The organism is Paludibacterium paludis, assembly GCF_018802605.1.
Lineage (GTDB): Bacteria > Pseudomonadota > Gammaproteobacteria > Burkholderiales > Chromobacteriaceae > Paludibacterium > Paludibacterium paludis.
Genome location: NZ_CP069161.1, coordinates 733,545 through 759,273 on the forward strand (window position 1 = coordinate 733,545; position 25,729 = coordinate 759,273).

Annotated in this window: 26 protein-coding genes and 1 tRNA gene; 12 read left to right on the forward strand and 15 right to left on the reverse strand. The window is 62.3% G+C overall.

Features of this window, described 5'->3' with window-relative positions; translation table 11 throughout:
• Window position 1: 1 nt before the first annotated feature.
• Genes JNO50_RS03225 through JNO50_RS03265 form a run of 9 tightly spaced genes read right to left on the reverse strand, consistent with a single transcriptional unit; the run spans window position 2 to window position 7,652 of the window.
• The gene (locus tag JNO50_RS03225) at window positions 2–1,531 is read right to left on the reverse strand and encodes a cryptochrome/photolyase family protein (protein ID WP_189533373.1); all 1,530 of its coding nucleotides are present in this window, start codon (window positions 1,529–1,531) and stop codon (window positions 2–4) included.
• Window positions 1,528–2,799 (reverse strand): DASH family cryptochrome, encoded by a 1,272-nt coding sequence (locus JNO50_RS03230; protein WP_189533371.1) that lies wholly within the window; start codon window positions 2,797–2,799, stop codon window positions 1,528–1,530. Before JNO50_RS03230 ends, JNO50_RS03225 begins: the two co-directional genes overlap by 4 nt.
• Window positions 2,796–2,957, reverse strand: coding sequence for a DUF2256 domain-containing protein (locus JNO50_RS19105; protein ID WP_189533369.1), 162 nt, complete (start codon window positions 2,955–2,957; stop codon window positions 2,796–2,798). The genes JNO50_RS03230 and JNO50_RS19105 overlap by 4 nt, the downstream gene beginning before the upstream one ends.
• Window positions 2,957–3,391: a nuclear transport factor 2 family protein gene (locus JNO50_RS03240; RefSeq protein WP_189533367.1), complete on the reverse strand. Its 435-nt coding sequence runs from the start codon at window positions 3,389–3,391 to the stop codon at window positions 2,957–2,959. Before JNO50_RS03240 ends, JNO50_RS19105 begins: the two co-directional genes overlap by 1 nt.
• Window positions 3,388–4,167: an SDR family NAD(P)-dependent oxidoreductase gene (locus tag JNO50_RS03245; protein ID WP_189533364.1), complete on the reverse strand. Its 780-nt coding sequence runs from the start codon at window positions 4,165–4,167 to the stop codon at window positions 3,388–3,390. The genes JNO50_RS03240 and JNO50_RS03245 overlap by 4 nt, the downstream gene beginning before the upstream one ends.
• Entirely contained in the window at window positions 4,164–4,391 is a 228-nt protein-coding gene (locus tag JNO50_RS03250; protein ID WP_189533362.1) for a DUF3833 family protein, read from the reverse strand. Before JNO50_RS03250 ends, JNO50_RS03245 begins: the two co-directional genes overlap by 4 nt.
• Window positions 4,361–5,596: an SAM-dependent methyltransferase gene (locus JNO50_RS03255; RefSeq protein ID WP_189533360.1), complete on the reverse strand. Its 1,236-nt coding sequence runs from the start codon at window positions 5,594–5,596 to the stop codon at window positions 4,361–4,363. Before JNO50_RS03255 ends, JNO50_RS03250 begins: the two co-directional genes overlap by 31 nt.
• Complete coding sequence (locus tag JNO50_RS03260) at window positions 5,593–6,387, reverse strand: DUF1365 domain-containing protein (protein ID WP_229804616.1); 795 nt, start codon at window positions 6,385–6,387, stop codon at window positions 5,593–5,595. Before JNO50_RS03260 ends, JNO50_RS03255 begins: the two co-directional genes overlap by 4 nt.
• Window positions 6,372–7,652, reverse strand: a complete 1,281-nt coding sequence (locus JNO50_RS03265; RefSeq protein ID WP_189533358.1) for an NAD(P)/FAD-dependent oxidoreductase — start codon at window positions 7,650–7,652, stop codon at window positions 6,372–6,374. Before JNO50_RS03265 ends, JNO50_RS03260 begins: the two co-directional genes overlap by 16 nt.
• Before the next feature lie 122 nt (window positions 7,653–7,774).
• On the opposite strand from JNO50_RS03265, the gene JNO50_RS03270 reads away from it, so the two are divergent.
• The 7 genes from JNO50_RS03270 to recG all read left to right on the forward strand — a co-directional run bounded on the left by JNO50_RS03270 (window position 7,775) and on the right by recG (window position 15,697).
• Window positions 7,775–8,398 carry a TetR/AcrR family transcriptional regulator gene (locus JNO50_RS03270; protein ID WP_189533356.1) on the forward strand — a complete coding sequence of 208 codons (624 nt, stop codon included), beginning with the start codon at window positions 7,775–7,777 and terminating at the stop codon, window positions 8,396–8,398.
• A gap of 680 nt (window positions 8,399–9,078) precedes the next feature.
• Window positions 9,079–10,014 (forward strand): tRNA dihydrouridine(20/20a) synthase DusA, encoded by a 936-nt coding sequence (gene dusA / locus JNO50_RS03275; protein WP_229804618.1) that lies wholly within the window; start codon window positions 9,079–9,081, stop codon window positions 10,012–10,014.
• Window positions 10,015–10,058: 44 nt separating this feature from the next.
• A complete protein-coding gene (locus JNO50_RS03280) occupies window positions 10,059–11,129 on the forward strand; it encodes an ABC transporter substrate-binding protein (RefSeq protein ID WP_189533352.1) in 1,071 nt (356 codons plus the stop codon).
• Window positions 11,130–11,148: 19 nt separating this feature from the next.
• Window positions 11,149–11,742, forward strand: coding sequence for an RdgB/HAM1 family non-canonical purine NTP pyrophosphatase (rdgB, locus tag JNO50_RS03285; RefSeq protein WP_189533350.1), 594 nt, complete (start codon window positions 11,149–11,151; stop codon window positions 11,740–11,742).
• Window positions 11,739–12,929 (forward strand): radical SAM family heme chaperone HemW, encoded by a 1,191-nt coding sequence (gene hemW, locus JNO50_RS03290; protein ID WP_189533348.1) that lies wholly within the window; start codon window positions 11,739–11,741, stop codon window positions 12,927–12,929. The genes rdgB and hemW overlap by 4 nt, the downstream gene beginning before the upstream one ends.
• A gap of 178 nt (window positions 12,930–13,107) precedes the next feature.
• A complete protein-coding gene (locus tag JNO50_RS03295; RefSeq protein WP_189533346.1) occupies window positions 13,108–13,545 on the forward strand; it encodes a DUF2147 domain-containing protein in 438 nt (145 codons plus the stop codon).
• Window positions 13,546–13,648: 103 nt separating this feature from the next.
• Entirely contained in the window at window positions 13,649–15,697 is a 2,049-nt protein-coding gene (gene recG / locus JNO50_RS03300) for an ATP-dependent DNA helicase RecG (protein ID WP_189533345.1), read from the forward strand.
• 29 nt (window positions 15,698–15,726) lie between these two features.
• Here the strand turns inward: recG and JNO50_RS03305 are convergent, their stop codons facing one another.
• The 6 genes from JNO50_RS03305 to pstS form a co-directional block, all read right to left on the reverse strand.
• On the reverse strand, window positions 15,727–17,673 hold the full coding sequence (locus tag JNO50_RS03305) for a potassium transporter Kup (protein WP_189533343.1): 1,947 nt from the start codon (window positions 17,671–17,673) through the stop codon (window positions 15,727–15,729).
• A gap of 295 nt (window positions 17,674–17,968) precedes the next feature.
• On the reverse strand, window positions 17,969–19,435 hold the full coding sequence (locus JNO50_RS03310) for an inorganic phosphate transporter (RefSeq protein ID WP_189533341.1): 1,467 nt from the start codon (window positions 19,433–19,435) through the stop codon (window positions 17,969–17,971).
• 219 nt (window positions 19,436–19,654) lie between these two features.
• Window positions 19,655–20,419 carry a phosphate ABC transporter ATP-binding protein PstB gene (gene pstB, locus JNO50_RS03315; RefSeq protein ID WP_189533339.1) on the reverse strand — a complete coding sequence of 255 codons (765 nt, stop codon included), beginning with the start codon at window positions 20,417–20,419 and terminating at the stop codon, window positions 19,655–19,657.
• 11 nt (window positions 20,420–20,430) lie between these two features.
• Window positions 20,431–21,279, reverse strand: a complete 849-nt coding sequence (gene pstA / locus JNO50_RS03320) for a phosphate ABC transporter permease PstA (RefSeq protein WP_189533337.1) — start codon at window positions 21,277–21,279, stop codon at window positions 20,431–20,433.
• Window positions 21,280–21,346: 67 nt separating this feature from the next.
• On the reverse strand, window positions 21,347–22,309 hold the full coding sequence (gene pstC / locus JNO50_RS03325) for a phosphate ABC transporter permease subunit PstC (RefSeq protein ID WP_189533335.1): 963 nt from the start codon (window positions 22,307–22,309) through the stop codon (window positions 21,347–21,349).
• Window positions 22,310–22,428: 119 nt separating this feature from the next.
• A complete protein-coding gene (pstS, locus tag JNO50_RS03330) occupies window positions 22,429–23,463 on the reverse strand; it encodes a phosphate ABC transporter substrate-binding protein PstS (RefSeq protein WP_189533333.1) in 1,035 nt (344 codons plus the stop codon).
• Window positions 23,464–23,613: 150 nt separating this feature from the next.
• On the opposite strand from pstS, the gene tpiA reads away from it, so the two are divergent.
• From tpiA to JNO50_RS03355, 5 genes are all read left to right on the forward strand, one after another.
• Window positions 23,614–24,363, forward strand: coding sequence for a triose-phosphate isomerase (gene tpiA, locus JNO50_RS03335; protein WP_229804612.1), 750 nt, complete (start codon window positions 23,614–23,616; stop codon window positions 24,361–24,363).
• Window position 24,364: 1 nt separating this feature from the next.
• On the forward strand, window positions 24,365–24,709 hold the full coding sequence (secG, locus tag JNO50_RS03340; protein WP_189533331.1) for a preprotein translocase subunit SecG: 345 nt from the start codon (window positions 24,365–24,367) through the stop codon (window positions 24,707–24,709).
• Window positions 24,710–24,726: 17 nt separating this feature from the next.
• A tRNA-Leu gene (locus tag JNO50_RS03345) sits at window positions 24,727–24,811 on the forward strand.
• Window positions 24,812–24,902: 91 nt separating this feature from the next.
• Window positions 24,903–25,259: an NADH-quinone oxidoreductase subunit A gene (locus JNO50_RS03350; protein WP_189533329.1), complete on the forward strand. Its 357-nt coding sequence runs from the start codon at window positions 24,903–24,905 to the stop codon at window positions 25,257–25,259.
• Complete coding sequence (locus JNO50_RS03355; RefSeq protein ID WP_189533327.1) at window positions 25,250–25,726, forward strand: NuoB/complex I 20 kDa subunit family protein; 477 nt, start codon at window positions 25,250–25,252, stop codon at window positions 25,724–25,726. The genes JNO50_RS03350 and JNO50_RS03355 overlap by 10 nt, the downstream gene beginning before the upstream one ends.
• The last annotated feature ends 3 nt before the right edge of the window (window positions 25,727–25,729 follow it).

A 25,729-nucleotide genomic window follows, 5' to 3' on the forward strand; every position in this document is an offset into this window, starting at 1 on the left:
CTCACAGTGCGTCAAGAGAGGCTTGCAGCGCTCCGGCGCGGGCGGCGATGGCGGCGCGTTCGGTATCGGGCAGTCTGTCCAACTGGCGGTAAACCAGGGCCAACCGGGGATTGGCGGACAGTCGCGCGCGGTGGCGCTGAAAAAAATCCCAATACAGGGCATTGAACGGGCAGGCGTCGGGGCCGACGCGCTCTTTGGGCCGATAGCGGCAGCCCGCGCAGTAATCGCTCATGCGGCCGATATAGGCGGCGCTGCCGGCATAAGGCTTGCTGCCGAGCAATCCGCCATCGGCGAACTGGCTCATGCCCAGCGTGTTGGGCAGCTCCACCCATTCGAAGGCGTCGATATAGACGCCCAGATACCACTCGTGCAACGCCTGCGGCGATAGCCCGGCGATCAGCCCGAAATTGCCAATCACCATCAACCGCTGGATATGGTGAGCGTAGGCATCTTCCAGTGATTGGCCGATGGCATGGGCCAGACAGCGCATGCCGGTATCGCCGTTCCAGAACCAGCGCGGCAGTGGCAAGTGGTGCGACAGCGCGTTGCTGTCGCGGTAGCCGGGCATCCTCGCCCAGTAGACCCCGCGCACATATTCGCGCCAGCCCAGTATCTGCCGCACAAAGCCTTCCACCGCGGTCAGGGGCGCGCGGCCCTGGCGCCATGCGGCAACAGCGGCGTCCACCACCTCGCGGGGATTGAGCATTTTCACATTGAGCGCGAAGGACAGCAGCGAATGGAACAGTCGCCGTGAGTGCTGACTCATCGCGTCCTGATAGGCGCCGAAATGCGGCAGCGCGTGTTCGATAAAGGCTTGCAGCTGGGCGAGCGCCTCGGCGCGGTTGAGCGGCCATTGCAACGCGTCCGCGCGGGGGTGACCGAAGCTGCCCACTTGGGCGCCGGTGATGGTTTGCCACAGCCCGCTGTGGTCGTGCGCCGGCCGTGTGTCCTTCGGCTCTGGCGGAGTACCGGGCCAGCGCTGGCGGTTGTCGGCGTCGAAATTCCAGCGCCCGCCAACGGGCTCGCCGCTTTCGTCCAGCAGGATGTCCTGTTTGCGCCGCAGCCGGCGGTACAGCGCTTCCTGGCGCCATTGGCGGCTCGTCCCGAAAAACGCCGCGGCTTCATCGCGCGCGGTATAGAAGTGCTCGCTGTCCGTCATGCGGCAGGGAATGGACAAGCCGGCGGCCCATTCCGCCACTTGGCGGTCGAGCCGCCATTCGTCCGGCGCCAGGTATTCCACCTCCACCGCGTCGTAATGACGAATCAGCGCATCCAGATTGCCGGTCAGCGATTGTCGGTTGCTTGGGTCGTCGATGGCGATGTAGCGCACGCGATGGCCCCGGGATTTCAACCCGGCGGCGAAATCGCGCATCGCGGCGAAGATGGCCAGGATCTTCTGCGCGTGGTGGCGCACATAATCGGTTTCCTGGCGTATTTCCATCATCACATGCACCACATGCGGATCGGGTTCGCCAAACCAGCTATGGCAGGGATTGAGCTGGTCGCCCAGGATCAGTCGCAACCGGGTCATGCCGAGCTCCACAGCGCGCGGTAGTCTCCTTGCGCATCATGTTCGTCGGCTTGCCGCTGAGGGTTGAAGCGCCGCCCGCCGCGCGGGTCGGTGCCGCGCCCGGCGATGTACAGCCAGTTGCCCTGGTTGCTGTACACGTCATAATCGATCAGTTGCGCCTCGAACCAGGCCGCTCCGGCGCGCCAGTCGCCGCCGCACTCGTATACCAGATAGCTGGCCGCCACCTGGCGCAAACGGTTGGACAGATAACCGCTGGCGGCCAGCTCGCGCATCGCCGCGTCCACCAGTGGCTGACCGGTTTCGCCGTGGCGCCAGTCCCTGAACGCCGCTTCGTTGTGCGCCGATACCGGTTGACAGGACAGACCGGTCGCGCGGAACAGCCTTGTACCGTGACGCAGCAGCAAAAAGCGGAAATAATCGCGCCACAGCAGCTCGAAACCTATCCAGTCGCTGCTTTCGCTGGCGCCGCGCTCGGCCTCGAAATCCTTCAGCGCCTGCCAGACGCGGCGCGGCGACAGCGCGCCGCAGGCCAGCCAGGGGGAGAGCTTCGTCGAGTAGTCGGTGCCGTGCAAGCTGTCGCGCGTGGCCTTGTAGCGGTGCGGAAGGGCGCTCGCCAGATAGCGCCCCAGATGCGCGCGCGCCGCGTCTTCGCCGCCGTGGAACGCCGGAAGATGATAGGGAAACGATGAGCGTGGCTCCACGGCGGGCGGCACGCGCGCGGGCGACTCGGCGCGTTGCCAGTCCTCCGGCAAGGGGGGCAGCGTGTCCGGGGTGGCCAGGGGCGCCTCTGGAACCCGCGCGGCCCGTTCGATCGCTTGACGGAACGGGGTGAATGTCATCGGCAAGCGATCCGGCGCGAACGGCAGTTGTTGCGGCGCGTAGAGGCTGGATTGCCAGATGGTGTCCACGCGCAGGCCGGCACGGCGCAGCGCGGCCACTTCGGCTTCCTCTTCTGGCGCGGCGATATGCTCGCAGACCACGCGGTCGGCACTGATTTGCCGGGCCAGCCGCGGCAGCACATCCGCCGGTGCGCCGGCGATTTCGCACAGCTCGCTGCCTCGCGCGCGCAACGCCCGTCGCAACGCATCCAGGGCCTGCCCGGTAAAGGCCAGGCGGTGGGGGCCGGCGCGGAGAAAACCCCAGCCGCTATCCGTCTGCAGGGCATGGCAATACACCGGCAGCAGCTTCGCCCCGGCGCAGGCGGCCAGCAGCGCGGCATTGTCGTCCAGCCGCAGGTCCTGGCGCAACCAATAGATGATCGTGCTCATGGGGTCTGGCCTTTATGGCGGCGGCAGCGTTCCGAGCAGTATTGGACGGACTCCCAGGTGGCGCGCCACTGTTTGCGCCAGCTCATCATCCGGGCGCAGGCCGCGCAGGGTTTGGATGGCAGGGCGGCCTTGTTGCCCCTGAACTCCCGCGTCGCCATCACACCACCTTGAGTTTCTTGCGCAGCCAAGCCAGCGGCAGACCGAACAACGGGATTTTCTCGAACAGCTCTTCGCTCGTGTCCCAGTAGTCGCGGTGCAGCGTGATCTTGCCGTCGTCGTTGAACTGCAAATGGCTGCTCCCGTGGATGTTGACCTCGCGTCCGGCGCAGGCAAAGTCGAAATCCCAGGTGAGGAAGGCCTGGTCGCCATCGCGCAATGCGTCCCGGACCGTGAAGCGTGGCCGTTTCACGGTCTTGAACATGTGACGGAATATCTTCTCGATGTTGGCGATGCCGCGCGCGTCGTTGAACGGGTCTTTGAAGCGGGCGTCTTCGGCATAGTAGCGGCCAATATCCGGCAGAGTGTCCGGTGTCAGCGTCTGGTACCAGTCGAGCAAAGCCCGCCATTCGGTTTGGGAAGGAATGCGTGTCATGATCGTGACAACCTCGCGAGCAAGGGTAGCCGCAGCCGGTAGGGCAGCAGCCGCAATAGTTTGAGCCAGAACGTGAAGCGGAACGGAAAATGGATTTCGAATGCGCCACGCGCCAGTCCGCGCATGATATCGCGCGCCGCCTCGCGCGGCGTGAGCAGCGCCGGCATGGGAAAATCGTTCTTGGCGGTGAGCGGCGTGGCGACAAAGCCGGGGTTGATCAGGTAAACCGCCACACCGCGGGGCTTCAGTTCGGCATAGAGGATTTCCGCCAGGTTGATCAGCGCCGCCTTGCCGGGACCGTACACCACCGCTCCGGGCAGCCCGGCGTACCCCGCCACACTGGCGATCAGCGCCACGCCGCCATGGCCTTGCCGCGCCAGAGTCGGCAGTATCACTTCCAGCCCGTGATAGACGCCCAGCAGATTGGTGTCGAGCAGACGGCGGGTTTCATCGGCGTGCAGATCCAGACAGGTTTGCGGGCGATAGTCCGCCGCGCAGAACACCACCAGATCAGGCCGCGAGCCGGGGTGATCCAGCTGCGCCCATACGCGTTGCCATGCTCCCGGATCGGTGACGTCCAGTGTTTCCACCCGAGCGGCGGGGTGGTCGGCGGCGAGTGCCCGCATCGGTTCGGCGCGCCGCGCCGACAGAATGACGCCGGCTCCCGCGTCCAGCAGTTCGGCCGCCAGGGCCGCGCCGATGCCGCTGGACGCGCCTATTATCCATACCCGACGCGCGCGCCAGTCGGCGATGGCGGGGTTGAGGCGCGGCGTCATGGCGCGGGCTCCGGCTTGCGGAAGAACAGTGTGACGCCGCCCCGGTGCTCGCCGTTCATGTTCACGGTAAAGCGTTTGACCAGGCGGCCTTGCCGATCCAGGGACATTCCCCGGGCTTCGGTCTTGCCCAGGAAAAAAAGGTCGGGATCCAGCTGCGGGCGGTTGGCGGCATAATCACCGCCGGCCGGCGAGGTCACCGCGGCGAGCGAGGCGGTGGGGCGCATGATGACTGCCTATGCAGCAAGAATTGCGACACGCCGATGCGGCGGGCGTCGAAACCCGCTTCGCAGTAGCACAAATAAAGCCGCCATAACCGGATGAAGGTTTCGTCGAAGCCTTGACTGCGAACGGCGTCCAGGCTGGTTTCAAAAGCGCTGCGCCAGCGACGCAGCGTCTCCGCGTAGTCCTCACCGAAATCGAGGCGATTGCGGCAGGTCAGTCCGCGTTGTTGCGCCGCGCGCTGGAAACGCTCGCGGCTGGGCAGCATGCCGCCAGGAAAAATAAATGTCTGGATAAAGTCGGCGCGGGCGCGGTATGCCTCGAAACGCGTTTCGTCGATGGTGATGCTCTGCACCAGCGCTTGGCCATCCGGTTTCAAACAGCGGCGCAGCGTGTCGAAATAACCTTGCCAATAGCGTTCGCCCACCGCTTCGAACATCTCGATCGACACGATGGCGTCGTACTGCCCGGTCAGGTCGCGGTAGTCGCGGTGTTCCAGCCTGACGCGCGGCTCGTCGGCCAGGCGGTGGCGCGCGAAGTCCAGCTGTGCATCCGAGATGGTGATGCCATGAACCTCAACGCCAAGCCGGGCGGCATGCTCGGCGAAACCGCCCCAGCCGCAACCGATCTCCAGCACGCGCATGCCTGGGCGCAGCCGCAACTGATCACAAATCCGCTGGTACTTGCGCGCTTGGGCGTCGACCAAAGGCAGGCTGTCGTCGCCGTCGAACCAGGCGCTGGAATAGGTCCACCCGGGGTCGAGCCACAGCTTGTAAAAATCGTTGCCGATATCGTAATGGGCATGAATGTTGCGCCGACTGCCGCGCCGACTGTTGAGGCGCAAGAGATGGCGCAGCCTGTGCCACAGATTCGTCGCCCAGCGGCCCAGCTTGCCCAGTTGCAATGCTTCTTCGTTCTGCAGTGCCAGCCGCAACAGCGCGGTGAGGTCCGGGCTGTCCAGCCAGCCGTCGCGGTAGGCCTCGGCGAAACCTATGTCGTTGCCCGAAAGAATGCGACGGCAGGCGCGCCAGTCGTGGAGCGTCAGCTCGGCGTCGGGCAGGCGAGACGCGGCGCCGAACCACAGGGTTTCCCCATCCGGTGTGATGAGTTTCAGGCAGCCCTGGCGCAACTGCGCCAACAAGGCCAGCAGCGCCCGTCCGGCGGGGGGCGTGGCGGGGCGGGACAAGGCGGCAGGTTGGCTCGCGCTCATGGTTTCAGCTCCTGGCCGCGGCTGAGCGCCGTGGCGGGGGGATACGGTTTGCGGAAGAAGGGCACGCGTTGTAGCCAAAGTTTGAGTGCCTGCCAGTGGATGCGGGCGACAACACCCATCGTCAGCAGGGGCTGGCGCAGCAAGGCCGTGGCCGCGGTCTTCGACGTCAGGGCACGCAATCGGCCCGATATCGAGGTGCGCAGCAAGACGCCGGCCGCGTCGTGATAATCGATGCGGGTCAGCGAGCGGTTGACCTGTTCGGTAAAACGGAATCGATAGTGTCCTTCCACTTTGCAAAAAGGAGAAACGTGCAGCCGTTTGCGGCAGATGAGCTGGCAGGAGGCCATGATCGGTCCGCCGTCCGTCCGGCTGAGGAGATAGCAATGCCTTTCGCCAAATGTGTTGTTCACTTCTGCCAGTACGGCGATCAACCGCCCCGCCGCGTCGTGGCAATGCCAGAAGCTGACCGGATTGAACACATAGCCGAACACGCGCGGAAAGGTTTGCAGCCAGATGTCACCATCTGCGCACAGGCCGGCTTCGGTCAGTTGCGCGTGTATCCATGGCAACAGCGGTGAGCCGTCGCGCGGGCCGTAGTCGCGCGTGCGCAGCGACAACGGCCGCCAGCAGTCCACGCCAAACCACAGGCCGCGCATGTCCGCCAGCGCGGAGACGTTCAGACGCAAGCAGAACACCGGGTAGACGAAACGGTTGGCGATTGGCCGCAAACGATGGTGCATGACGTGGCCCGTCAAGAGATATGCCGAGATCATTGTCATAACCTCGCCCATGCGGGCGCGAGTCCGAATGCCCGGACCACATGCAAGGCCGACTTCAGCCCGTCTTCATGGAAGCCATAGCCGGTCCAGGCGCCGGCGAACCAACACGCCCGGCGCCCCTGGATACGGGGCAACGCGTGTTGCGCGGCGATGGCCTCGGCGTCGAGCAGGGGATGCTCATAATGGAAACGGCCCAGTACTTTGGCCGGATCGGGCGGGCGCGGCGGATTCAGGGTTACGGCTACCGGGGTGGCGACGGGTAACGGCTGCAACTGGTTGAGCAAATAACTGACACCCACCGCGCGGCTGTCATCACCATCGTCCGAGAGGAAATTCCAGGCCGCCCAGGCGGCTTCGCGTCGGGGAAGCAAAGAGGCGTCGGTGTGCAGCACCGCCTCGTTGGCTTGATAACGCACCGCGGACAGTGTCTCGCGCTCCAGCTCATCGGCATCGTCGAGCAGGGCCAGCGCCTGAGGCGCGTGAGTGGCGAAAATGACGCCATCGAAAATCTCTTCACCATCGGGAGTCCGCAGGTGCGCGCCATCGTCCGTGCGGCGGACGCCGAGCACGGGGGTGGAGAGCCGGACATCGGCGAGGCCGGACGCGATTGTTTCGACATAGCGCCGCGCGCCGCCCGGCACGGTGAGCCATTGCGGCCGGTGGCGCAGTTGCAGCAGGCCGTGGTTCAGGCAGAACCGCAAAAAGGTCTCCGCCGGAAAAGACAGAATGTCGCGGCAGGGGCTGGACCAGATCGCCGCCGCCATGGGCAGCAGGTAGTGGTCGCGAAAGGCCGCCCCGTATCGTCCGGCGTCAAGCAAGCTCCCCAGGTTCTGCGGCACAGCAATGACATGCCGCAGATTGCGTTCCGCCTCGCGGTTAAAGCGCAGAATGTCGGCCAGCATGCCCCAGAACCGTGGCGACAGCAGATTGCCGCGCTGAACGAAAACGCTGTTCAGGTTCCGTCCCGACCACTCCAGCCGGCCCCGGCCGAGCGAGACGCTGAATGACATCGCGCTCGGATGACTGGGGATCCCCAGTTCGTTGAACAGTCCGATCAGGTTGGGGTAGGTACGTTCGTTGAACACCAGAAAACCGGTGTCCACGGCGAAAGGGATGCCATCGACCTCGACATCGACGGTATGGGTGTGACCACCCAGGTAGTCCGCGGCTTCAAACAGCGTGACCGCATGCCGCCTGGAAAGAAAATAGGCCGTGGCGAGGCCGGCGATGCCGCTGCCTATGACCGCGATGCGTTGTGGCGATGAGGTGTTCACCATGTCGTTGTGTCCGCAAAGTAAAAATGCCCCGGCCCCGGCCTTGGCAGTGTGCCGGTGCTGCTTTATAGTCAGGATAAAACCAAACTGAAAAAAATGCTACTGATCAGTAAAAGGTGTTACCAATGGGTATTTTTGGCCGGCTGAGCTTCAAGGATCAGACATTCAAGCTGCGCGAACAGGCTGTCCTGGAAGCCACCACACGGATGCTGGCGAGCAAGGGCTTCGATTTGATGACCATGGACGACGTGGCGAACGAAGCGGGGGTTTCCAAACCCAGTCTGTACAAGCATTTCAAATCCAAAGAGGAATTGGCGACCGAGGTGATGATCCGCTTGCTGGATGACGCTCTGGATTATTTGACGGGGCAGGATCCGGCGCTCGGTCCGATCGACCGCCTGCGCGACCTGTTGGCGTGGGCGTTGCGGGTCCGTCTTGACGGGGGCTTGCCGTTTCTGCCCTCGACCAGCCCGCAGGTGAGAGGCATGCTGACCCGCAACCTGCGCTACCTCAGCCGCGCGATAAAGCTGCACAAAACATTGCAGCGCATTGTCGAGCAGGCGAAACAGCAAGGCGAACTGAACGCCGACATGCCGACGGATGTGATTCTCTACAGCTACTATTCCCGGACTTGCGATCCCGCGGTCGAGTACCTGCGGGTGTATGGCAAATATGCAGATGAAGACATCATCCGGCATATGCTGAAAGTCAGTTTCGACGGTTTGTCCGCCGGATCCCGCGACGGGTGACGCCGTCGCCGGGCGGGTCAGCCGGCGCGATCGATGTCATCGGAGCGCAAGGGTTTGGTCGCGCAGACCAGAACCTGCCCGCGCCTGGAAGAATGGCGTATGAGCAAACCGCTTCTTCCCCTGCCCCTGCCCCACTACTGACGGGAAAGCCTCTCTGTTCTGGCCAGAGCCTGCCAGGCTTCTTTCGTTGACCGGTCAGGAAGGGGGCGTCCATTCCATTAACACAGCCCACCATTAAACACTGACTCCTTCAAGATGGGGCGTTTGTACCCAATGGTTAATCATCGCCCTTCCGCTCGCATGTTCGGGCCAAACCGTTGCGCTGAGGGCTCCTGCCTGGCTGCCGGACTGCTCGCGTACTCTTCGTGGGGTAACATCGGATCGATCTGAAGAGAATCTTGCCTGCGCGCTTGACCCCTGCTTGGGCTGGATAGGATAATTCTCCGTTTTTTCAACTGCTTAGTAATCGTTGCCATGCGGGCGGTGCCCAGAGTGCCGCGAGGCGCGGGGAGCCGGTGTTATCTCCCTGAAAAGACGCGTCTTTTGCGCGCCATTGCGACGAAAACAGGCGAAAATCGGTCGAAATGAACAGTCATCTGAGTGCAGCCAATCTCGCTGAAAGCCCCCTCCGCCAAGGTCATGCGGCAACATTGCCCTCCCGGCGCCTGTCCGTGGCGCCGATGCTGGACTGGACGGATCGGCACTACCGCTATTTTGCCCGGCTGATCACCCGCCACACCTGGCTCTACACCGAAATGGTGACGACCGGCGCCCTGATCCATGGCGATGCCGCGCGGCATCTGCGTTTCGATGACAGCGAACATCCGGTCGCGCTGCAACTGGGTGGGTCCGAACCGTCCGAGCTCGCGCATTGCGCGAAGCTCGCGCAATCATTCGGCTATGACGAAGTGAACCTGAATGTGGGGTGTCCATCCGAGCGTGTGCAGAAGGGCGCGTTCGGCGCCTGTTTGATGGCGGAGGCGGATCTTGTGGCCGACTGTGTCAAGGCGATGCGCGACGCCGTGGATATCGACGTGACGGTGAAGCATCGCATCGGGATCGACGCGATCGAGGACTATGCTTTTCTCGCCGGATTCGTCGAGACCGTGGCGGCGGCCGGCTGCCGCACCTTCATCGTGCATGCGCGCAATGCCATTCTCAAAGGCCTCTCGCCCAAGGAGAACCGCGAGATTCCGCCCCTCAAATACGACTACGTGTATCGCCTCAAGGCCGAGCGCCCGGATCTTGAGATCCTGATCAACGGCGGTGTGAAAACCTCCGATGACATCGAGGCGCATCTGCGCCATGTGGACGGCGTGATGGTCGGACGCGAGGCATACCACAATCCGTGGATCATGGCGGACTGGGACGCGCGTTTCTACGGCACGGAGCCCGGCGATCTGACCCGCCGCAAGGTCGCGCTGGCCATGTTGCCCTATATTGAGCGCAATCTGGCCGAGGGCCACAAGCTGCGCAACATCGCCCGCCATATCCTTGGTTTGTTCCAGGGCGTGCCGGGAGCCCGCCACTGGCGGCGCATGCTGTCGGACGCCTCGTGCCTGGAAGGCGCGGACGGACGTCTTGTCCTGAAGGCCCTTGAAGAAATCGGCCGGTGATGGTCACCGGGCGCGTGTATCGTGTATCAGGAGGTAAGGTTGTGATGAAACGGGTGATCATGGGCGTGGTTTCGGCTCTGTGGCTGTGTCTTGCGCAGGCGGCCCCCTCGGATGTCCTGCACATCTATAACTGGAGCGGATCCCTGTCCGACGACATCGTCAAGCGTTTCGAGGCGGAGTGCCAGTGCAAGGTCGTCCAGGATTTTTATGGCGACAACGAAGAAATGCTGGCCAAGCTGGCCGCGGGCGCGACCGGTTACGATATGGTGTTTCCCTCCAGCTTCGTTATCCAGGCGATGATCAAGCAGAAATTGCTGCTGCCGCTCGACAAGTCGAAGTTGCCCAATATCGCCAATATGGATCCCGCTTTCATGAAACAAGGTTGGGACCCCCAGAATACCTACGCTATTCCGACCGTCTTGTCGCTGACTTCGGTGGGCTACAACACCGAGAAGCTCAAGGCATTGAATATCGATCCGGGCAGCTGGTCGGTGGTTTTCGATCCGAAAGTCCTCGCGCGCCTGAAAGGCCGCGTGACGGTGCTCGACAGCTCGCGCGAAGTGTTCGCGGCGGCGCTGATGTACCTGGGCAAGGACCCGAACAAGGCGACCGAGGCGGACTACCGTCAGGCCCAGCAGGTCATCAAGACGGCCAAACCCTATTGGGCGGCCTTTTCCAACGCGAGCTACCTGAAAGAGCTCGCGGTCGGCGACATCTGGGTGTCGCTCGGCTATTCGACGGAGTTCTTCCAGGCGAACGAGGATGCCCGCCACGCGCGCCGCGCTTTCGCGGTGGCCAATGTGCCCCAGAAAGAGGGCAATGAACTGGGCATCGACACCATGGCGATCCTCTCGCGCGCCAAGCGCCCGGATCTGGCTCTGCGGTTCATGAACTTCATGATGGACGGCAAGAACGCCGCCCAGTTGACCAACCTGAACGGAGCGACCAACCCGGTGCGCAGCGCGCGTCCCTATTTCCGCAAGGATCTGAAAACCCATCCGGTGATCAGTCCCGATCCGGTCTCGGTCCGCAAGTGGACCGTGCTGCGCGAGCTGACCCCGGCGGAGCGGCGCCTGCTCACGCGCCTGTGGACCGAAGTCAAGGTTGCCCGCTAACAAAGACAAAGGATCGCTTGTGTTCGATACGCTCGTACTGGCCAGCAACAATGCCGGCAAACTGAAGGAATTTTCCGCTCTTCTCGCCCCGCTGGGCATCCGTGTCGTGCCTCAGGGCGAATTGGGGGTGCCCGAGTGTCCCGAGCCGCATATCACCTTTCTGGAAAACGCCCTGGAAAAGGCGCGCCATGCGAGCCGGGTGACCGGGTTGCCGGCGCTGGCCGACGATTCGGGCGTTTGCGTTGAGGCGCTTGGCGGCGCGCCGGGTGTGTATTCCGCGCGGTTCGCCGGTGAACCCAAATCCGACGCCGCCAATAATGCGCTGCTGATCGACAAATTGGCCGGGGAGTCCAACCGCCGGGCCTGGTACACCTGCGTGCTGGTGCTGGTGCGTCATGCCGAGGATCCGCAACCCCTGGTGGCCGAGGGCGTCTGGCAGGGTGAAATCGTCGATGAGCCGCGCGGCGAGGGCGGTTTTGGCTACGACCCCCACTTCTGGTTGCCGGTCGAAGGCAAAACCGTCGCCGAGTTGCCCTCCGAACGGAAAAACCGCATGAGCCACCGCGGGCAGGCGATCGATACGCTGCTGGCGCGGCTGAAAGCCATGGCATGAGCCAGGTGGCCGGCATCGCCATGCCGGGGGCGCTCAGAGAGCCGCCGCCGCTGTCGCTCTATATCCATTTCCCCTGGTGTGTGCGCAAGTGTCCGTATTGCGACTTCAATTCGCACGAAGCGAGGAACGGTTTTGACGAGAACGGGTATGTAGAGGCCTTGCTCGCCGATCTGGACAGCGCCTTGCCCGCCATCTGGGGACGTCCGGTGCGTACCGTGTTCATGGGTGGCGGGACGCCCAGCCTGTTTTCCGCGGGGGCGATGGACCGGTTGCTCGCCGGCGTGCGCGCCAGGGTGCGTCTCGATCCGGATGCGGAGATCACCCTGGAAGCCAATCCGGGAACCTTCGAGTACGAGAAATTCAAAGGTTACCGCGAAGCCGGCATCAACCGGCTGTCGATCGGCATCCAGAGTTTCGACGGCCGCAAACTCAAGGCGCTCGGTCGCATCCACGATGAAAACGAGGCATGCCGGGCGGTGGAGATCGCCTTGACCCACTTCGAACGGGTCAACCTGGATATCATGTACGCGCTCCCCGATCAGACCCTCGACGAAGCGCTGGCCGACATCCGCCGCGCCGTCGGGTTCGGGGTGCCGCATGTGTCCGCCTACCATTTGACGCTGGAGCCGAACACCCTGTTCTACCGCCATACCCCCGAAGGCCTGCCCGACGAGGAGGTGGCGGCGGATATGCAGGAAGCCATCGAAGCCGAACTGGCCGGCGCGGGTTTTCTCCATTACGAAACCTCGGCGTTCGCGCGCCCGGGGTTCGAGTGCCGGCATAACCTCAATTACTGGCAATTCGGCGACTATCTGGGCATCGGCGCCGGCGCGCATGGCAAGATCAGCAGCCACACCGGCATTGTTCGGGAGATGCGCTACAAGCAGCCCGCCGCCTGGCTCAAGGCGGTCGGGGAGGGTGCGCCCGTGCAGTCTTCGCGCAAAGTGCGGCGCGACGAGCTGCCGTTCGAGTTCATGATGAATCTTTTGCGGTTGACGGACGGCTTCGAGAACCGGCTGTTTCATGAGCGAACCGGACGGCCGCTCGCATCGATCGCGCGCGAACTGGAGAGCGCCGCCAAACAAGGGCTCATTGACATCGGCGCGGACCGGATGGCCCCCACGCTGAAGGGCCAGCGGTTCCTGAACGATTTGCTGACTCTTTTTCTACGGGATGACTCGGAGTGAGCCCCCGCCGCGCGTAGTAAAACAAACGGCCTTGTGCCGTTTTTTCACGGCGGCAAAGGGAGACCGCATCGGGCAGCCTCCGTCCGCGGCTTGACGCATCCGGGGACTCTTGGCATTCTGGAGTCCGAACTTCAAACAGTAGTTTGATATTGCCTAAGAACACACGAGGGAGAGCACGATGAAACACGCATGGAAAACCGCGGGCGCCGCGGTCATCCTGGGCCTGATGTCCCAGATCGCCCTGGCCGACTCGGCCGCCGGGGTCTGGAAGAACATCGATGACGAAACCCACCAGGCCAAGGCGCTGATCCAGATCAGCGAAGCGGGCGGCGGCGAGTTGTCCGGCAAGATCATCAAACTCCTGCACAAGCCCGACGCGGTCTGCGACAAGTGCGAAGGCGACCTGAAAGACAAGCCGGTCAACGGCATGACCATCCTGTGGGGCCTGAAGAAAGACGGCGAGAGCGCCTGGAGCGGCGGCAAGATCCTCGATCCGAAATCCGGCAAGGTCTACAGCGCCAAGATGAAACTGATCGATGGCGGCAAGAAGCTGGAAGTGCGCGGTTTCCTGGGGGTTTCCCTGCTCGGCCGCTCCCAGGTCTGGGAACGTCAGTAACCGGAAAACCCTGCGGCCCGGCCTGTGGGCCGGCACGCTGCGAAACGGAAAGTTGCCCCGGGGGACTTTCCGTTTTTATTTGTTCCGTTAAAATTCTCAGGCCATGACCTCATCCCGCGATCTTGCCGGTCTTCCCCTCGAGGTGCCACCGGCCACGGCCAAAAAATTCGAGAAGCTCGGCATACGCCGGCGCTTCGACCTTGTTCTTCATATGCCATTGCGCTACGAAGACGAAACGCATCTGTATCCCATCGGCGCGCTGCCCTATGGTCGACCGGTGCTGGTCGAGGGGGACGTCATCGCCCAGGAGGTGCAGTTCCGTCCGCGCCGGCAACTGGTGGTGCAACTGGAGGACCGTTCGGGCACCCTGGTGCTGCGGTTTCTGAACTTTTATCCGAGCCAGCAAAAACAACTGGCCAAGGGCCAGCGCATCCGCGCGCTCGGAGAGGTGAAGCGGGGGTTTTTCGGCGACGAGATGATTCACCCCAAATGCCGCGCCGTGCATGAGGGCGAACCGCTCGCCGGCGCGCTGACGCCGGTTTACCCGACGGTCAACGGACTCGCCCAGCCGGTGCTGCGTCGCCAGATCCAGAATGAACTGAAACGCCAGGATCTGGGCGAGACCCTGCCGCCCGGCGTGCGCGAGTCGCTGGGACTGGCGACCTTCGACGAGGCCGTCCATACCCTGCACGCCCCGCCTCCCGAGTTTTCCCTGAGGCAGCTCGAGGATCCGCTGCTGCCCGCCTGGCAGCGCCTCAAATTCGACGAACTGCTGGCCCAGCAACTGTCGATGCGACTTGCGTACCGCGCGCGGCGCCTTGGCATCGCGCCGGTGATCCGCGGCACCGGCGAGCTTGACCGGCAACTGCGCGCGAGTCTTCCCTTTTCGCTGACCCGCGCCCAGGAAAAGGTGCTGGCTGAAATCCGCGCGGATCTGGCGAACCCCCATCCGATGCACCGGCTCCTGCAGGGCGATGTGGGCAGCGGCAAGACCATCGTGGCGGCGGCGAGCGCATTGACCGCCCTGGAGGCCGGCTACCAGGTGGCGCTGATGGCGCCCACCGAGATTCTGGCCGAGCAGCATTTTCTGAAATTGTCCGCGTGGCTTGAGCCGCTTGGCGTGACGGTCGTCTGGCTCTCCGGCTCCATGCGCAAGAAAGCGCGTGCCGAGGCGCTGGCCTCGATCGCCTCGACGCCGGTCCTTCTCGCTGTGGGAACCCATGCGCTATTCCAGGAGGATGTGGCGTTCCGCCAATTGGGACTCGCCATCGTCGACGAGCAGCATCGCTTCGGTGTCGGGCAGAGGCTGGCGCTCAAGGAAAAAGGCCGGGAGCCGCACCAGCTGATGATGTCGGCCACGCCGATTCCGCGTACCCTCGCGATGAGTTTCTATGCCGATCTCGATGTGTCGGTGATCGACGAATTGCCCCCGGGACGAACCCCCATCGTCACCAAGCTGATAAACAGCAGCCGGCGCGACGAAGTGATCGCCTATGTCGACCGGACCTGCGCGCAAGGCAATCAGGTGTATTGGGTGTGCCCGCTCATCGAAGAATCCGAGACGCTGCAACTGCAGACCGCCGTGGATACGCATGTCCAGCTCGGCGAGGATTTGCCGGAGCGGCAAATCGGTCTTGTGCACGGCCGGATGAAGCCCGATGAAAAGGCCGCCGTGATGGCTTCCTTCGCGGCGAACGACACCCAGGTGCTGGTGGCGACCACCGTGATCGAGGTGGGGGTGGACGTGCCCAATGCCAGCCTGATGGTCATCGAACACGCCGAACGCATGGGCCTTGCCCAGCTGCACCAGCTGCGCGGGCGAGTGGGGCGGGGCGCGGCCAAAAGCCAGTGCGTGCTGATGTTCGACACTCCGTTGTCCGAGCTGGCCAAGGCGCGCCTGAAAGTGATTTATGAAAACACCGACGGTTTTGAGATCGCCCGCCAGGATCTGATGATCCGCGGTCCCGGCGAATTCCTTGGCGCGCGTCAGAGCGGGGTGCCGATGCTGCGCTTCGCCAATCTCGAAGAAGACATCGAGCTGTTGGAAAAGGCGCGCGAGCTCGCCCCCGATATGCTGGCGCGTTTTCCGCGTGAGGCGGACGCGCATCTGGACCGCTGGTTGGCCGGGCGGGAGCAGTTTCTCAAGGCCTGACCGCCCCTGCCTTTCCCCCGCGCGGGCGTTCAGTGCCCGAGCTCCAGGCGCGCGCCCACTTCCACGACCCGGTTCGGCGGTAGGCCGAAGTGCATCGCCGCGCTGCGCTCGTTCTTGCGCAGCAGAGCGTAGAACCCCAGCAGACAGCGCAAGACGCGTGACACGCGCGGGTCGGGCGCGACCACCTGCCTGCCAAGATAGAACGTGGCCTCGACCGGGGCGCTATCGGGAAGACCGAGCTGCCGGTAGGCGATGCGCAACAGGGCGGGCACATCCGCCTCTTCCATGAATCCGATCCGCAGTACGGTCTGCGCCATTCCGTCGCGCAACCACCGGGATTCGACGCGATCGCGGGCATCGGCATGCGGAATGTCGACCGGGACGACGGAGCACAGGATCACGGTCTCGTGCAGCACCCGGTTGTGCTTGAGGTGGTGCAGGAGCACAAGCGGCACACGGTCGGTGTCCTCGGCCAGAAACACGGCGCAGCCGTCGATCCGGTGCACTCCGTTCAGATTGTCCCGCGCGAGAAAATCATCGAGCGCGACGGCGCGCAGGCGTTGCTCCCTGGCAAGCAAACGCCGGCCAAAGTTCCATGTCGCCATGATGGCGCACATGCCCAGGCCAACGCACAGCGGCAGCCAGCCGCCATCGGCGATTTTGAGGGCATTGGCGCCGACGAAGGCCAGATCGATGATCAAGAGGCCGCCGGCGAGCGGAATGATCCATGCCAGAGGCCAGTTCCACTGACGACGTGCCATCACGGCGAACAGCAGCGTTGTGATGGCCATGGTGGTGGACACCGCGAGACCGAACGCGGCGGCAAGACGCTCCGACGAGCCGAAACCGATCACGATCGATAGCGTGCCGATCATCATTATCCCGTTGAACAGTGGCAGATAGACTTGGCCGACCTGCTGGCCGGAGGTATGCCGCACTTTCATGCGTGGCCACAGCCCCAACTGAATGGCCTGGCATGTGAGAGAGAACACCGCGGTGATCAAGGCCTGGGACGCGACAATGGTGGCGAGCGTGGCGAGCAACACCATCGGGTAGAGCAGGGGCGTCGGCACCATCGAGTAGAAGGGACGCGCGGCCAGCCCGGGATTGTCCAGCAGCAACGCTCCCTGACCCAGGTAGCTCAGCAGCAGGGTCGGCAGGGCGAGACCGTACCAGGCCAGCCGGATGGGGCGGCGTCCGAAATGACCCATGTCGGCGTACAGCGCCTCGGCGCCGGTCAGGCATAGCACTACCGCGCCCAGGGATTCGAAACCGCGAAAACCGTTGCGCTGGAAAAAGTCCAGCGCATGACGAGGATCGAAGGCTTGCAGAATGTCGGGCCGCGCCAGAAAACTGTTCAGGCCGAGCAGGCCGATCGCCACAAACCAGCTGGCGAGGATCGGACCGAATACCATGCCGACACGGGCGGAGCCGAAAGCCTGTACCAGGAACAGGCCGGCAAGGATGGCCGCCGTCAGGGGAACGACATAGTGCGCCAGCGATGGCGTGGCGACCCGCAAGCCTTCCACTGCGCTCAGAACCGACACGGCCGGAGTGATGAGGCCGTCGCCGTACAGCATGGCGGCGCCGGCTAGGCCGAGCAGCAGCCAGAAGGCACGACTGCCGCGCGAGTGACCTGTGTCGCCCAGAATGAGGGCGAGAAGCGCGAGAATGCCGCCCTCTCCGCGATGGCTCGCGCGCATCAGCAGCAACACGTACTTGACGCTGACCATCAGGATCAACGACCAGAGAAACAGGGAAACGATACCGAGAATGTTGTCGGGACTCGGCGCGACGCCGCGGGCCGGATGAAAGGCTTCCTGAAGCGCATACAGCGGGCTGGTGCCCAGATCGCCGAAAACGACGCCGAGGGCCGAGAGGGCGAGCAGGGGAAGAGCGGTGGCTTTGCGGGATGACGCGCTGTCTGTTGACGGCGGCGGTGGAACCGGCGGTACGGAAGGGATGACCAGAGGCATACGGAGTCCTTTGCCAGGATGTGGCCGTTGGGGTATGCGTGGAATGCTAGGCGAAGCGGTATAAACGCCGGATAAAAAAAAGCCCCGGTCTGTAGGGGACCGGGGTAAATTGGGATTGCTGCAAACAACAAAGGAGAAACCATGATGAAGCGTTTGTATATTAGCAAGATATAATTTTCTAAACAAGTGATGTATAGGGGTAAAGGCTTGATTAAAATCAAGCTTTGTGAAATCCGTTCCGAAAATGAAAAAACCGCCAGATTCCTGGCGGTTTTTCGCGAGCATGTCCGGACTCTCAGTGGATCAGCAGCGTGGCCAGATAGTAAAGGCCACCGGCCAACAGCATCGCCACGGGCAGGGTGAACACCCAGGCCAGCAGAATGGCGCGGATGGTGCTCAGCTGCAGCCCGGCGCGATCCGCCACCATGGAACCGGCCACCGCGCTCGAGAGCACTTGGGTCGTCGACACCGGCATGCCGAGGAAGCTGGCAAGCCCGATGGAAATGCCGGCGGTCATCTGCGCGGACATGCCCTGGGCGTAGGTCATGTCTTTCTTGCCGATGCCTTCGCCGACGGTCTTCACCACACGGCGCCAGCCGATCATGGTGCCGATGCCCAGCGCCATGGCGACCGACATGATCACCCAGGTCGGAGCATATTCGGTGGTGGCGGTCAGGTCGCTGCGCAGGCTTTGCAGATGGCGCTTGTCGGCGTCGCCGAGTCCCTTCACCTTGCCGGCGAGCTTGGCGACGTCGTCAAGACAGAGAATCTGCGTACGCGCATCCCAGCGTTGCTCGGCGCTCATCCGGTGATAGTCGTTGGTGCTGTTGAGCGAGCCGATCAGCTTGTCGGCGGTGGCCAGCGTGTCGCGCGGATTGCATTCGTAGCGCCCGAACTGCTTGCCGGCGACAGGTTGCGCCATCATGGCCTGCAGTTCGGTTTCGTGTTTGTTATAGAACTGCTGCAGGTGAACGGCGGCGTCGCGGGTCCGCTCCAGCTGATAGGGATTGCTTTCCAGATTCAGCACGTAGTTGGCCGGCACGATACCGATCAGCACCAGCATGATCAGGCCGACGCCCTTTTGTCCGTCGTTGGAGCCGTGCGCGAAACTCACGCTCATGGCGGACACAACGAGCAGGAAACGAGTCCAGAACGGCGGATGTTTCTTGCCTTCCACCTGCTGGCGAATGGCGGGCGTCTTGTGCACGCTGTGGGTCGGATAAAGACGGCGCATGATCAGCACAATGATGCCGGCCAGCACGAAGCCGACCAGCGGCGAACACAGCAGCGCGAGACCCACGTCGATGGCCTTGCCCCAGTTGATGCCCTGGGCCAGCGAGGTGTGATTGATCAGGCTGTTGGCCACGCCGACACCGAGAATCGCGCCGATCAGGGTGTGCGAGCTGGAGGCGGGCAGACCGAAGTACCAGGTGCCGAGGTTCCACATGATGGCGGCGGTCAGGAGCGCGAAGACCATCGCGAGGCCGCGCGTGGTGTTGACCGAGACCAGAAGGTCGACCGGCAGCAGGTGGACGATGGCGTAGGCCACGGCCAGGCCGCCCGAGAGGACGCCAAGGAAATTGAAAACACCCGAAGCGAATACGGCGAGACGCGGTTTCATCGAGTGGGTGTAGATGACCGTGGCGATGGCGTTGGCAGTGTCGTGAAATCCGTTGATGAACTCGAACGCCAGCACGAAGCCGAGGGACAGGATCAGGGTGACCGCGACTTGCGGCGAAAGCCCTGAGAGAAGTTCCAACATGGCTGATACAGAGTGGTTGCAGGAAGGCGCGATTGTTGGTGTTCGGGGCTTTTACGTCAAGCACCTTTTATAAAGTTTTTATGTGGGTGTCGCATGCGTGGCTGTTCGAGACTGTGAAACTTGACTTATGCATATGGTATTGCCGCTAAACGATACACAAGTGGCTAATTTCACAAGAAAAACCCCCGGAAAATTTCCGGGGGTGCGGATGCCGGTTTGTCAACCGAATTTGCCGGTAATGTAATCTTCGGTCGCACGCTGTTTCGGTGTGGTGAAAATCGTGTCGGTTTCGCCGAATTCGATCAGCTCGCCCAGGTACATGTAGGCGGTGTAATCGGAAACGCGCGCCGCCTGCTGCATGTTGTGGGTCACGATAGCGATGGTGTAGTCCTCCTTGAGCTCGTGAATCAGCTCCTCGATGTGCGCCGTCGATATCGGATCGAGCGCCGAGGTCGGTTCGTCGAGCAGCAGCACTTCCGGGCGCGCCGCCACAGCGCGCGCGATGCACAGGCGCTGTTGCTGACCGCCGGAGAGCGAGTTGCCCGACTGCCTGAGCTTGTCCTTCACTTCGTCCCACAGCGCCGCCTTGCGCAGCGCCCATTCCACCCGGTCGTCCATCTCCGCCTTGGACAGTTTTTCGTAGAGCTTCACGCCAAAAGTGATGTTGTCGTAGATCGACATCGGGAACGGCGTCGGTTTCTGGAACACCATGCCGACCTTGGCGCGAAGCAGGTTGATGTCCACGTCTCGGCCGAGAATGTTGTGGGTATCGAGCAGGATCTCGCCTTCGGCGCGCAGTCCCGGATAGAGTTCGAACATGCGGTTGAAGGTCCGCAGCAGCGTGGATTTGCCGCAACCGGACGGGCCGATGAATGCGGTGACCTTTTTCGGCGCGATGTCCAGATTGATGCTCTTGAGGGCGTGGAAGTTGCCGTAAAAGAAGTTCAGATTCTTGACCTGAAGCTTGATGTTGTTGTCCGTCATGTCGTCAAGCCTTAATGGGATTGGGTTTTCTGGCTGCCGAGCCAGCGGGCGAAAATGTTCAGTGTCAGTACCGACAGCGTGATCAGTGTGGCGCCGGCCCAGGCCAGATGGTGCCAGTCTTCATACGGGGACATGGCGAACTGGAAAATGACATAGGGCAGGTTGGCCATCGGCGCGTTCATGTTGGTGCTGAAGAACTGGTTGTTCAGCGCAGTGAAGAGCAGCGGCGCGGTTTCGCCGGAGATGCGCGCCACGGCCAGCAGGACACCGGTCAGGACACCCGCTTTGGCCGCGCGCAGGGTGACCGACATGACGATGCGCCATTGTGGAGCGCCCAGCGCGGCGGCGGCCTCGCGCAGACTGTTGGGCACGAGACGCAGCATGTTTTCCGTGGTGCGCACCACCACCGGGATCACCAGCAGCGCGAGGGCGAACGAACCGGCCCATCCGGAAAAGTGCTGCACCGTGGTGACATACACCTCATAGATGAACAGTCCGACCACGATCGACGGTGCCGACAGCAGGATATCGTTGATGAAGCGCGTTGCGGGGGCCAGCCAGCCGCGCTGGCCGAATTCGGCGAGGTAGACGCCGGCGAGGATGCCGATCGGGGTGCCGATGAACGTGCCGCCGGCCGTCATCAGGAGGCTGCCGACGATGGCGTTGGCGAGGCCGCCCGCGCTGCCCGGGGGAGGGGTGCTCTGAGTGAAGACGGCCAGGGAGAAACCGTTCAATCCGTACTGGATCAGGGTGAACAGGATCCAGAACAGCCAGAACAGGCCGAATGCCATCGCGGTCATCGACGCGCCCATGTTGAAGGCGTTGACCATGCGGCGCCGGCGGTAAATTGCAGTGTTCATAGTATCGTATCGGCTCGAGCTTGCTTGTGCGGGTCGTGAAATCACGGTGTCGTTCATGATGCCTCGCTCAGCTGGGTTTGCCTTCCTGTTGCTTCAGGCGCAGCAGCAGCAGTTTGGAGCACGCCAGCACCACGAAAGTGATGAAGAACAGGATCAGGCCCAGATGGATCAGGGAGGCCAGGTGCAGCTTGCCGCTGGCCTCGGCGAATTCGTTGGCGAGAGCCGAGGAAATCGAATTGCCCGGCTCGAGCAGGCTGGTGGCGAAGCGCGAGGAGTTGCCGATCACGAAAGTGACCGCCATGGTTTCCCCAAGGGCGCGGCCCAGTCCCAGCATGATGCCGCCGACCACCCCGGTCTTGGTGTACGGGAGCACGACATAGCGCACGACTTCCCAGGTGGTGGAGCCGAGTCCGTAAGCCGATTCCTTGAGCATCACCGGCACGATCTCGAACACGTCGCGCATCACCGAGGCGATGAAAGGGATGACCATGATGGCCAGGATCAGGCCGGCGGTGAACATGCCGATCCCCATCGGCGCGCCCTGGAACAGGAAGCCGATCAGGGGCAGGTTGCCGAATACATCGAGCAGGAAGGGTTCGATGTAGGTGCCGAACAGCGGCGCGAACACAAAAAGTCCCCACATGCCGTAAATGATCGAAGGAATGCCGGCGAGCAGTTCGACGGCGATGCCGAGCGGGCGCTTGAGCCAGGTCGGGCACAGTTCGGTCAGAAACAGGGCGATGCCGAAGCTGATCGGCACACCGATGAGCAGGGCGATGATGGAGGTGACGAGCGTGCCGAAAATGGGAACGACCGCGCCGAATTTCTCGGCGACCGGATCCCAGTCGGTGGTGATGTAGAAACCCGGCCCGAAAGTTTCGATGCTGGGCAGCGCCCCCTTGAGAAGGGCCAGCAGGATGCCGATCAGCGTGGCCAGAACCAAAAAGGCGAACACGCGGGTGGTGTTCCGGAACAGGCTGTCCAGCAGCATTTGCCGTTGCATTTCCTTGGGGTTACTGAACTTTTCCATGCAGGGCTCTATCCATGATTCTCAGAGAAAAAGCCGGGGAGGAGTTCCCCGGCCTCGATCGCCCGGTGACGGCGCCGCTCTGCAGGGGAGGGGCGCCTGTCATCCGGCATTGGCGATGATTATTTCACGATCGGCTTGCCGCTGGCATCACCGATATGCTTCCAGCTGTCGCGGATGACGGACTTCACGCTGTCGGGCATCGGGATGTAGTCGAGGTCGAGCGCCTGCTTGTCGCCGGTTTTGTAGGCCCAGTCGAAGAACTTCAGCACTTCGGCGCCCTGAGCCGGCTTGTCCTGCTTCTTCTGCATCAGAATGAAGGTCGCGCCGGTGATCGGCCAGGTTTGCGCGCCGGGCTGATTGGTCAGGATAAGGTAGAAGCCGGGAGCCTTCTTCCAGTCAGCATGAGCGGCGGCGGCCTTGAAGGTGTCTTCATCCGGTCCGACGAATTTGCCGTCGCGGTTCTGCAGATGGCTGTAGTTCAGCTTGTTCTGCTTGGCGTAGGCGGATTCCACATAACCGATGGAGCCATTGATGCGGGTCACGTAGTTGGCGACGCCTTCATTGCCCTTGCCGCCAACGCCGACCGGCCAGTTGACGGAGGAGTCGGCGCCGACCTTGCCGGACCATTCGCTGGAAACCTGGGACAGGTAGTGGGTGAAGATGAAGCTGGTGCCCGAACCGTCGGAGCGGTGAACGACGACGATGTTATCGGACGGCAGCGCAACGCCGGGGTTGAGCTTGGCGATGGCCGGATCGTTCCAGGTCTTGACCTTGCCAAGGTAAATGTCGGCCAGCAGCGAGCCGGTCAGCTTGAGCTGGCCGTGCTTGACTCCCTTCACATTGATCACGGGTACCACGCCGCCCACCACGGTCGGGAACTGCACGAGGCCCTTGGTTTGCAATTCTTCGGGCTTGAGGGGCTTGTCCGATGCGCCAAAGTCGACGGTCTTGGCTTCGATCTGCTTGATACCGCCACCCGAACCGATGGACTGATAGTTCATGCTGATGCCGGACGAAGCCTTGAAGGCCTCGGCCCATTTCGCGTACAGCGGGTACGGGAAGGTTGCCCCCGCGCCAGTGATATCGGCGTAGGCGGAGGAAATGAACGCGCTGCCAAGTACGACAGAGGTGACCAGACGAGTGGCGAGTTTCATGAGAGCTCCTGTTGGGTGCCATGTGTTTGTAGCACAGCATCCTAGTCGCTCAATCTTTCAGAAATATTACAAGTCGTAATACAGGCGTGCTCGCCGGCTTGAAGTTGCCGCGAAGGTGGCTATAATCGTCCGCGTCCCTTATAGGAGCGCATGATGGCAGGCAAACTGGTAATCGGTAACTGGAAAATGAATGGGCGGCGCGTGGCGTCGGAAACCCTGGTGGCCGCCATGCTGGCCGATCCGCGGATCAACCGCCCGAATGTGGGGATGGCCCCGCCTGCGCCCTACCTTGCGCTTCTTGCTGGATGGCTGGAAGGCAGTCATGTCGCCGTGTGCGCCCAGGATGCGAGCCGGTTCGCGAAGGACGGGGCCTTTACCGGCGACGTCAGCGCCGCGATGCTCGCGGACATAGGCTGTCAGTATGTATTGGTCGGGCATTCTGAACGCCGGCAGTATCATGGTGAAAGCAACGAGGTGCTGCGCGCGAAACTCGCGAATGTTCTGGAAGCCGGCCTTGTGCCGGTGCTGTGCGTCGGCGAGACCCTGACCGAACGGGAGGAGGGCCGGCACCGCGATGTGATTCGCCACCAGTTGTCGGTGCTGGAGGGCGTCGATCCCCGTCGCTGTGTTGTCGCTTATGAGCCGGTTTGGGCGATCGGTACCGGAAAAGTCGCGTCGCTCGAGCAGATCGCGCAAATGCATGCCGATATCAAATCGTGGTGCTTGCAAATCCAGAAAACCGATGTTACTATTCGCACCCTCTACGGCGGAAGCGTCAAAGCAGATAATGCCGAAGCCATTTTGTCGATCGACGATGTCGATGGCGCACTTGTAGGGGGTGCATCACTCGAAGTCGAATCGTTTGCGATGATTTGCATGGCCGCTGATAAACTGGTATAGTATGGAACTTCTCAAAACACTGATCTGGATCGTTGACCTTGTGTCGGCACTGACGATTATCGTGCTCGTCCTCATGCAGCATGGCAAGGGCGCCGATATGGGTGCGGCATTCGGCAGCGGCGCTTCCGGTAGTCTTTTTGGGGCGACGGGTTCCGCGAATTTCTTGAGCAGAACCACTGCCATCGCGGCGGTTGTGTTCTTCTCGTCGAGCTTGGGTCTCGTGTACTTGTCTGGGGGCAAGCACAGCGATCTGGGCGTGATGGCTGGAAAGGTTGAGCAAGCGGCTCCGCAAATCCCGAGCGGAGTGGCGAAAAAAGAATCATCCGGAGTAAAAATCCCGGAGTAATATAAAGTTTAACTTGTGCCGACATGGTGAAATTGGTAGACACGCTATCTTGAGGGGGTAGTGGCGAAAGCTGTGTGAGTTCGAGTCTCACTGTCGGCACCACCATTCAAAAACAGGCCGCCGGGATTCCGGCGGCCTGTTTTACTTGGAGCCAAGGGGGTATAAACCCTCTTTTTTTAGGGGTGTTCGGGAAATGCTGCAAAACTACTTTCCCATTCTGTTGTTTATCATTGTCGGCACGCTCGTCGGCGTGGCTCCCATCCTGCTTGGGTGGCTGCTCGCTCCGAATCGTCCCGATGCTGAGAAACTGTCGCCTTATGAGTGCGGATTCGAAGCTTTCGAAGACGCTCGCATGAAGTTCGACGTCCGCTATTACCTCGTAGCCATTCTTTTTATCCTTTTTGATCTCGAAATCGCGTTTCTGTTCCCCTGGGCCGTCGTGTTCAAGGAAATCGGAATGTTCGGCTTCGTGGCGATGCTCGATTTTCTGGCCATCCTCACGATAGGCTTTATCTACGAGTGGAAGAAGGGAGCGCTGGAATGGGAGTAGAAGGTATTCTCGAAAAAGGTTTCATCACCACGACCGCGGACAAGCTGATCAACTACACGCGAACGGGTTCGCTGTGGCCGATGACATTCGGTCTGGCCTGTTGCGCCGTGGAGATGATGCATGCGGGCGCAGCGCGCTACGACCTTGACCGCTTCGGCATCGTCTTCCGTCCCAGTCCGAGGCAGAGCGATCTGATGATCGTTGCCGGCACGCTGTGCAACAAGATGGCGCCCGCCTTGCGCAAGGTCTATGACCAGATGGCCGAACCGCGCTGGGTCATTTCGATGGGATCCTGTGCCAACGGCGGTGGCTATTATCATTATTCGTATTCGGTGGTGCGCGGCTGCGACCGCATCGTGCCGGTCGACGTCTATGTCCCGGGCTGTCCTCCGACGGCCGAGGCGCTGCTCTACGGCATCATCCAGCTCCAGAACAAAATCAAACGCACCAATACCATCGCCCGCTGAGGT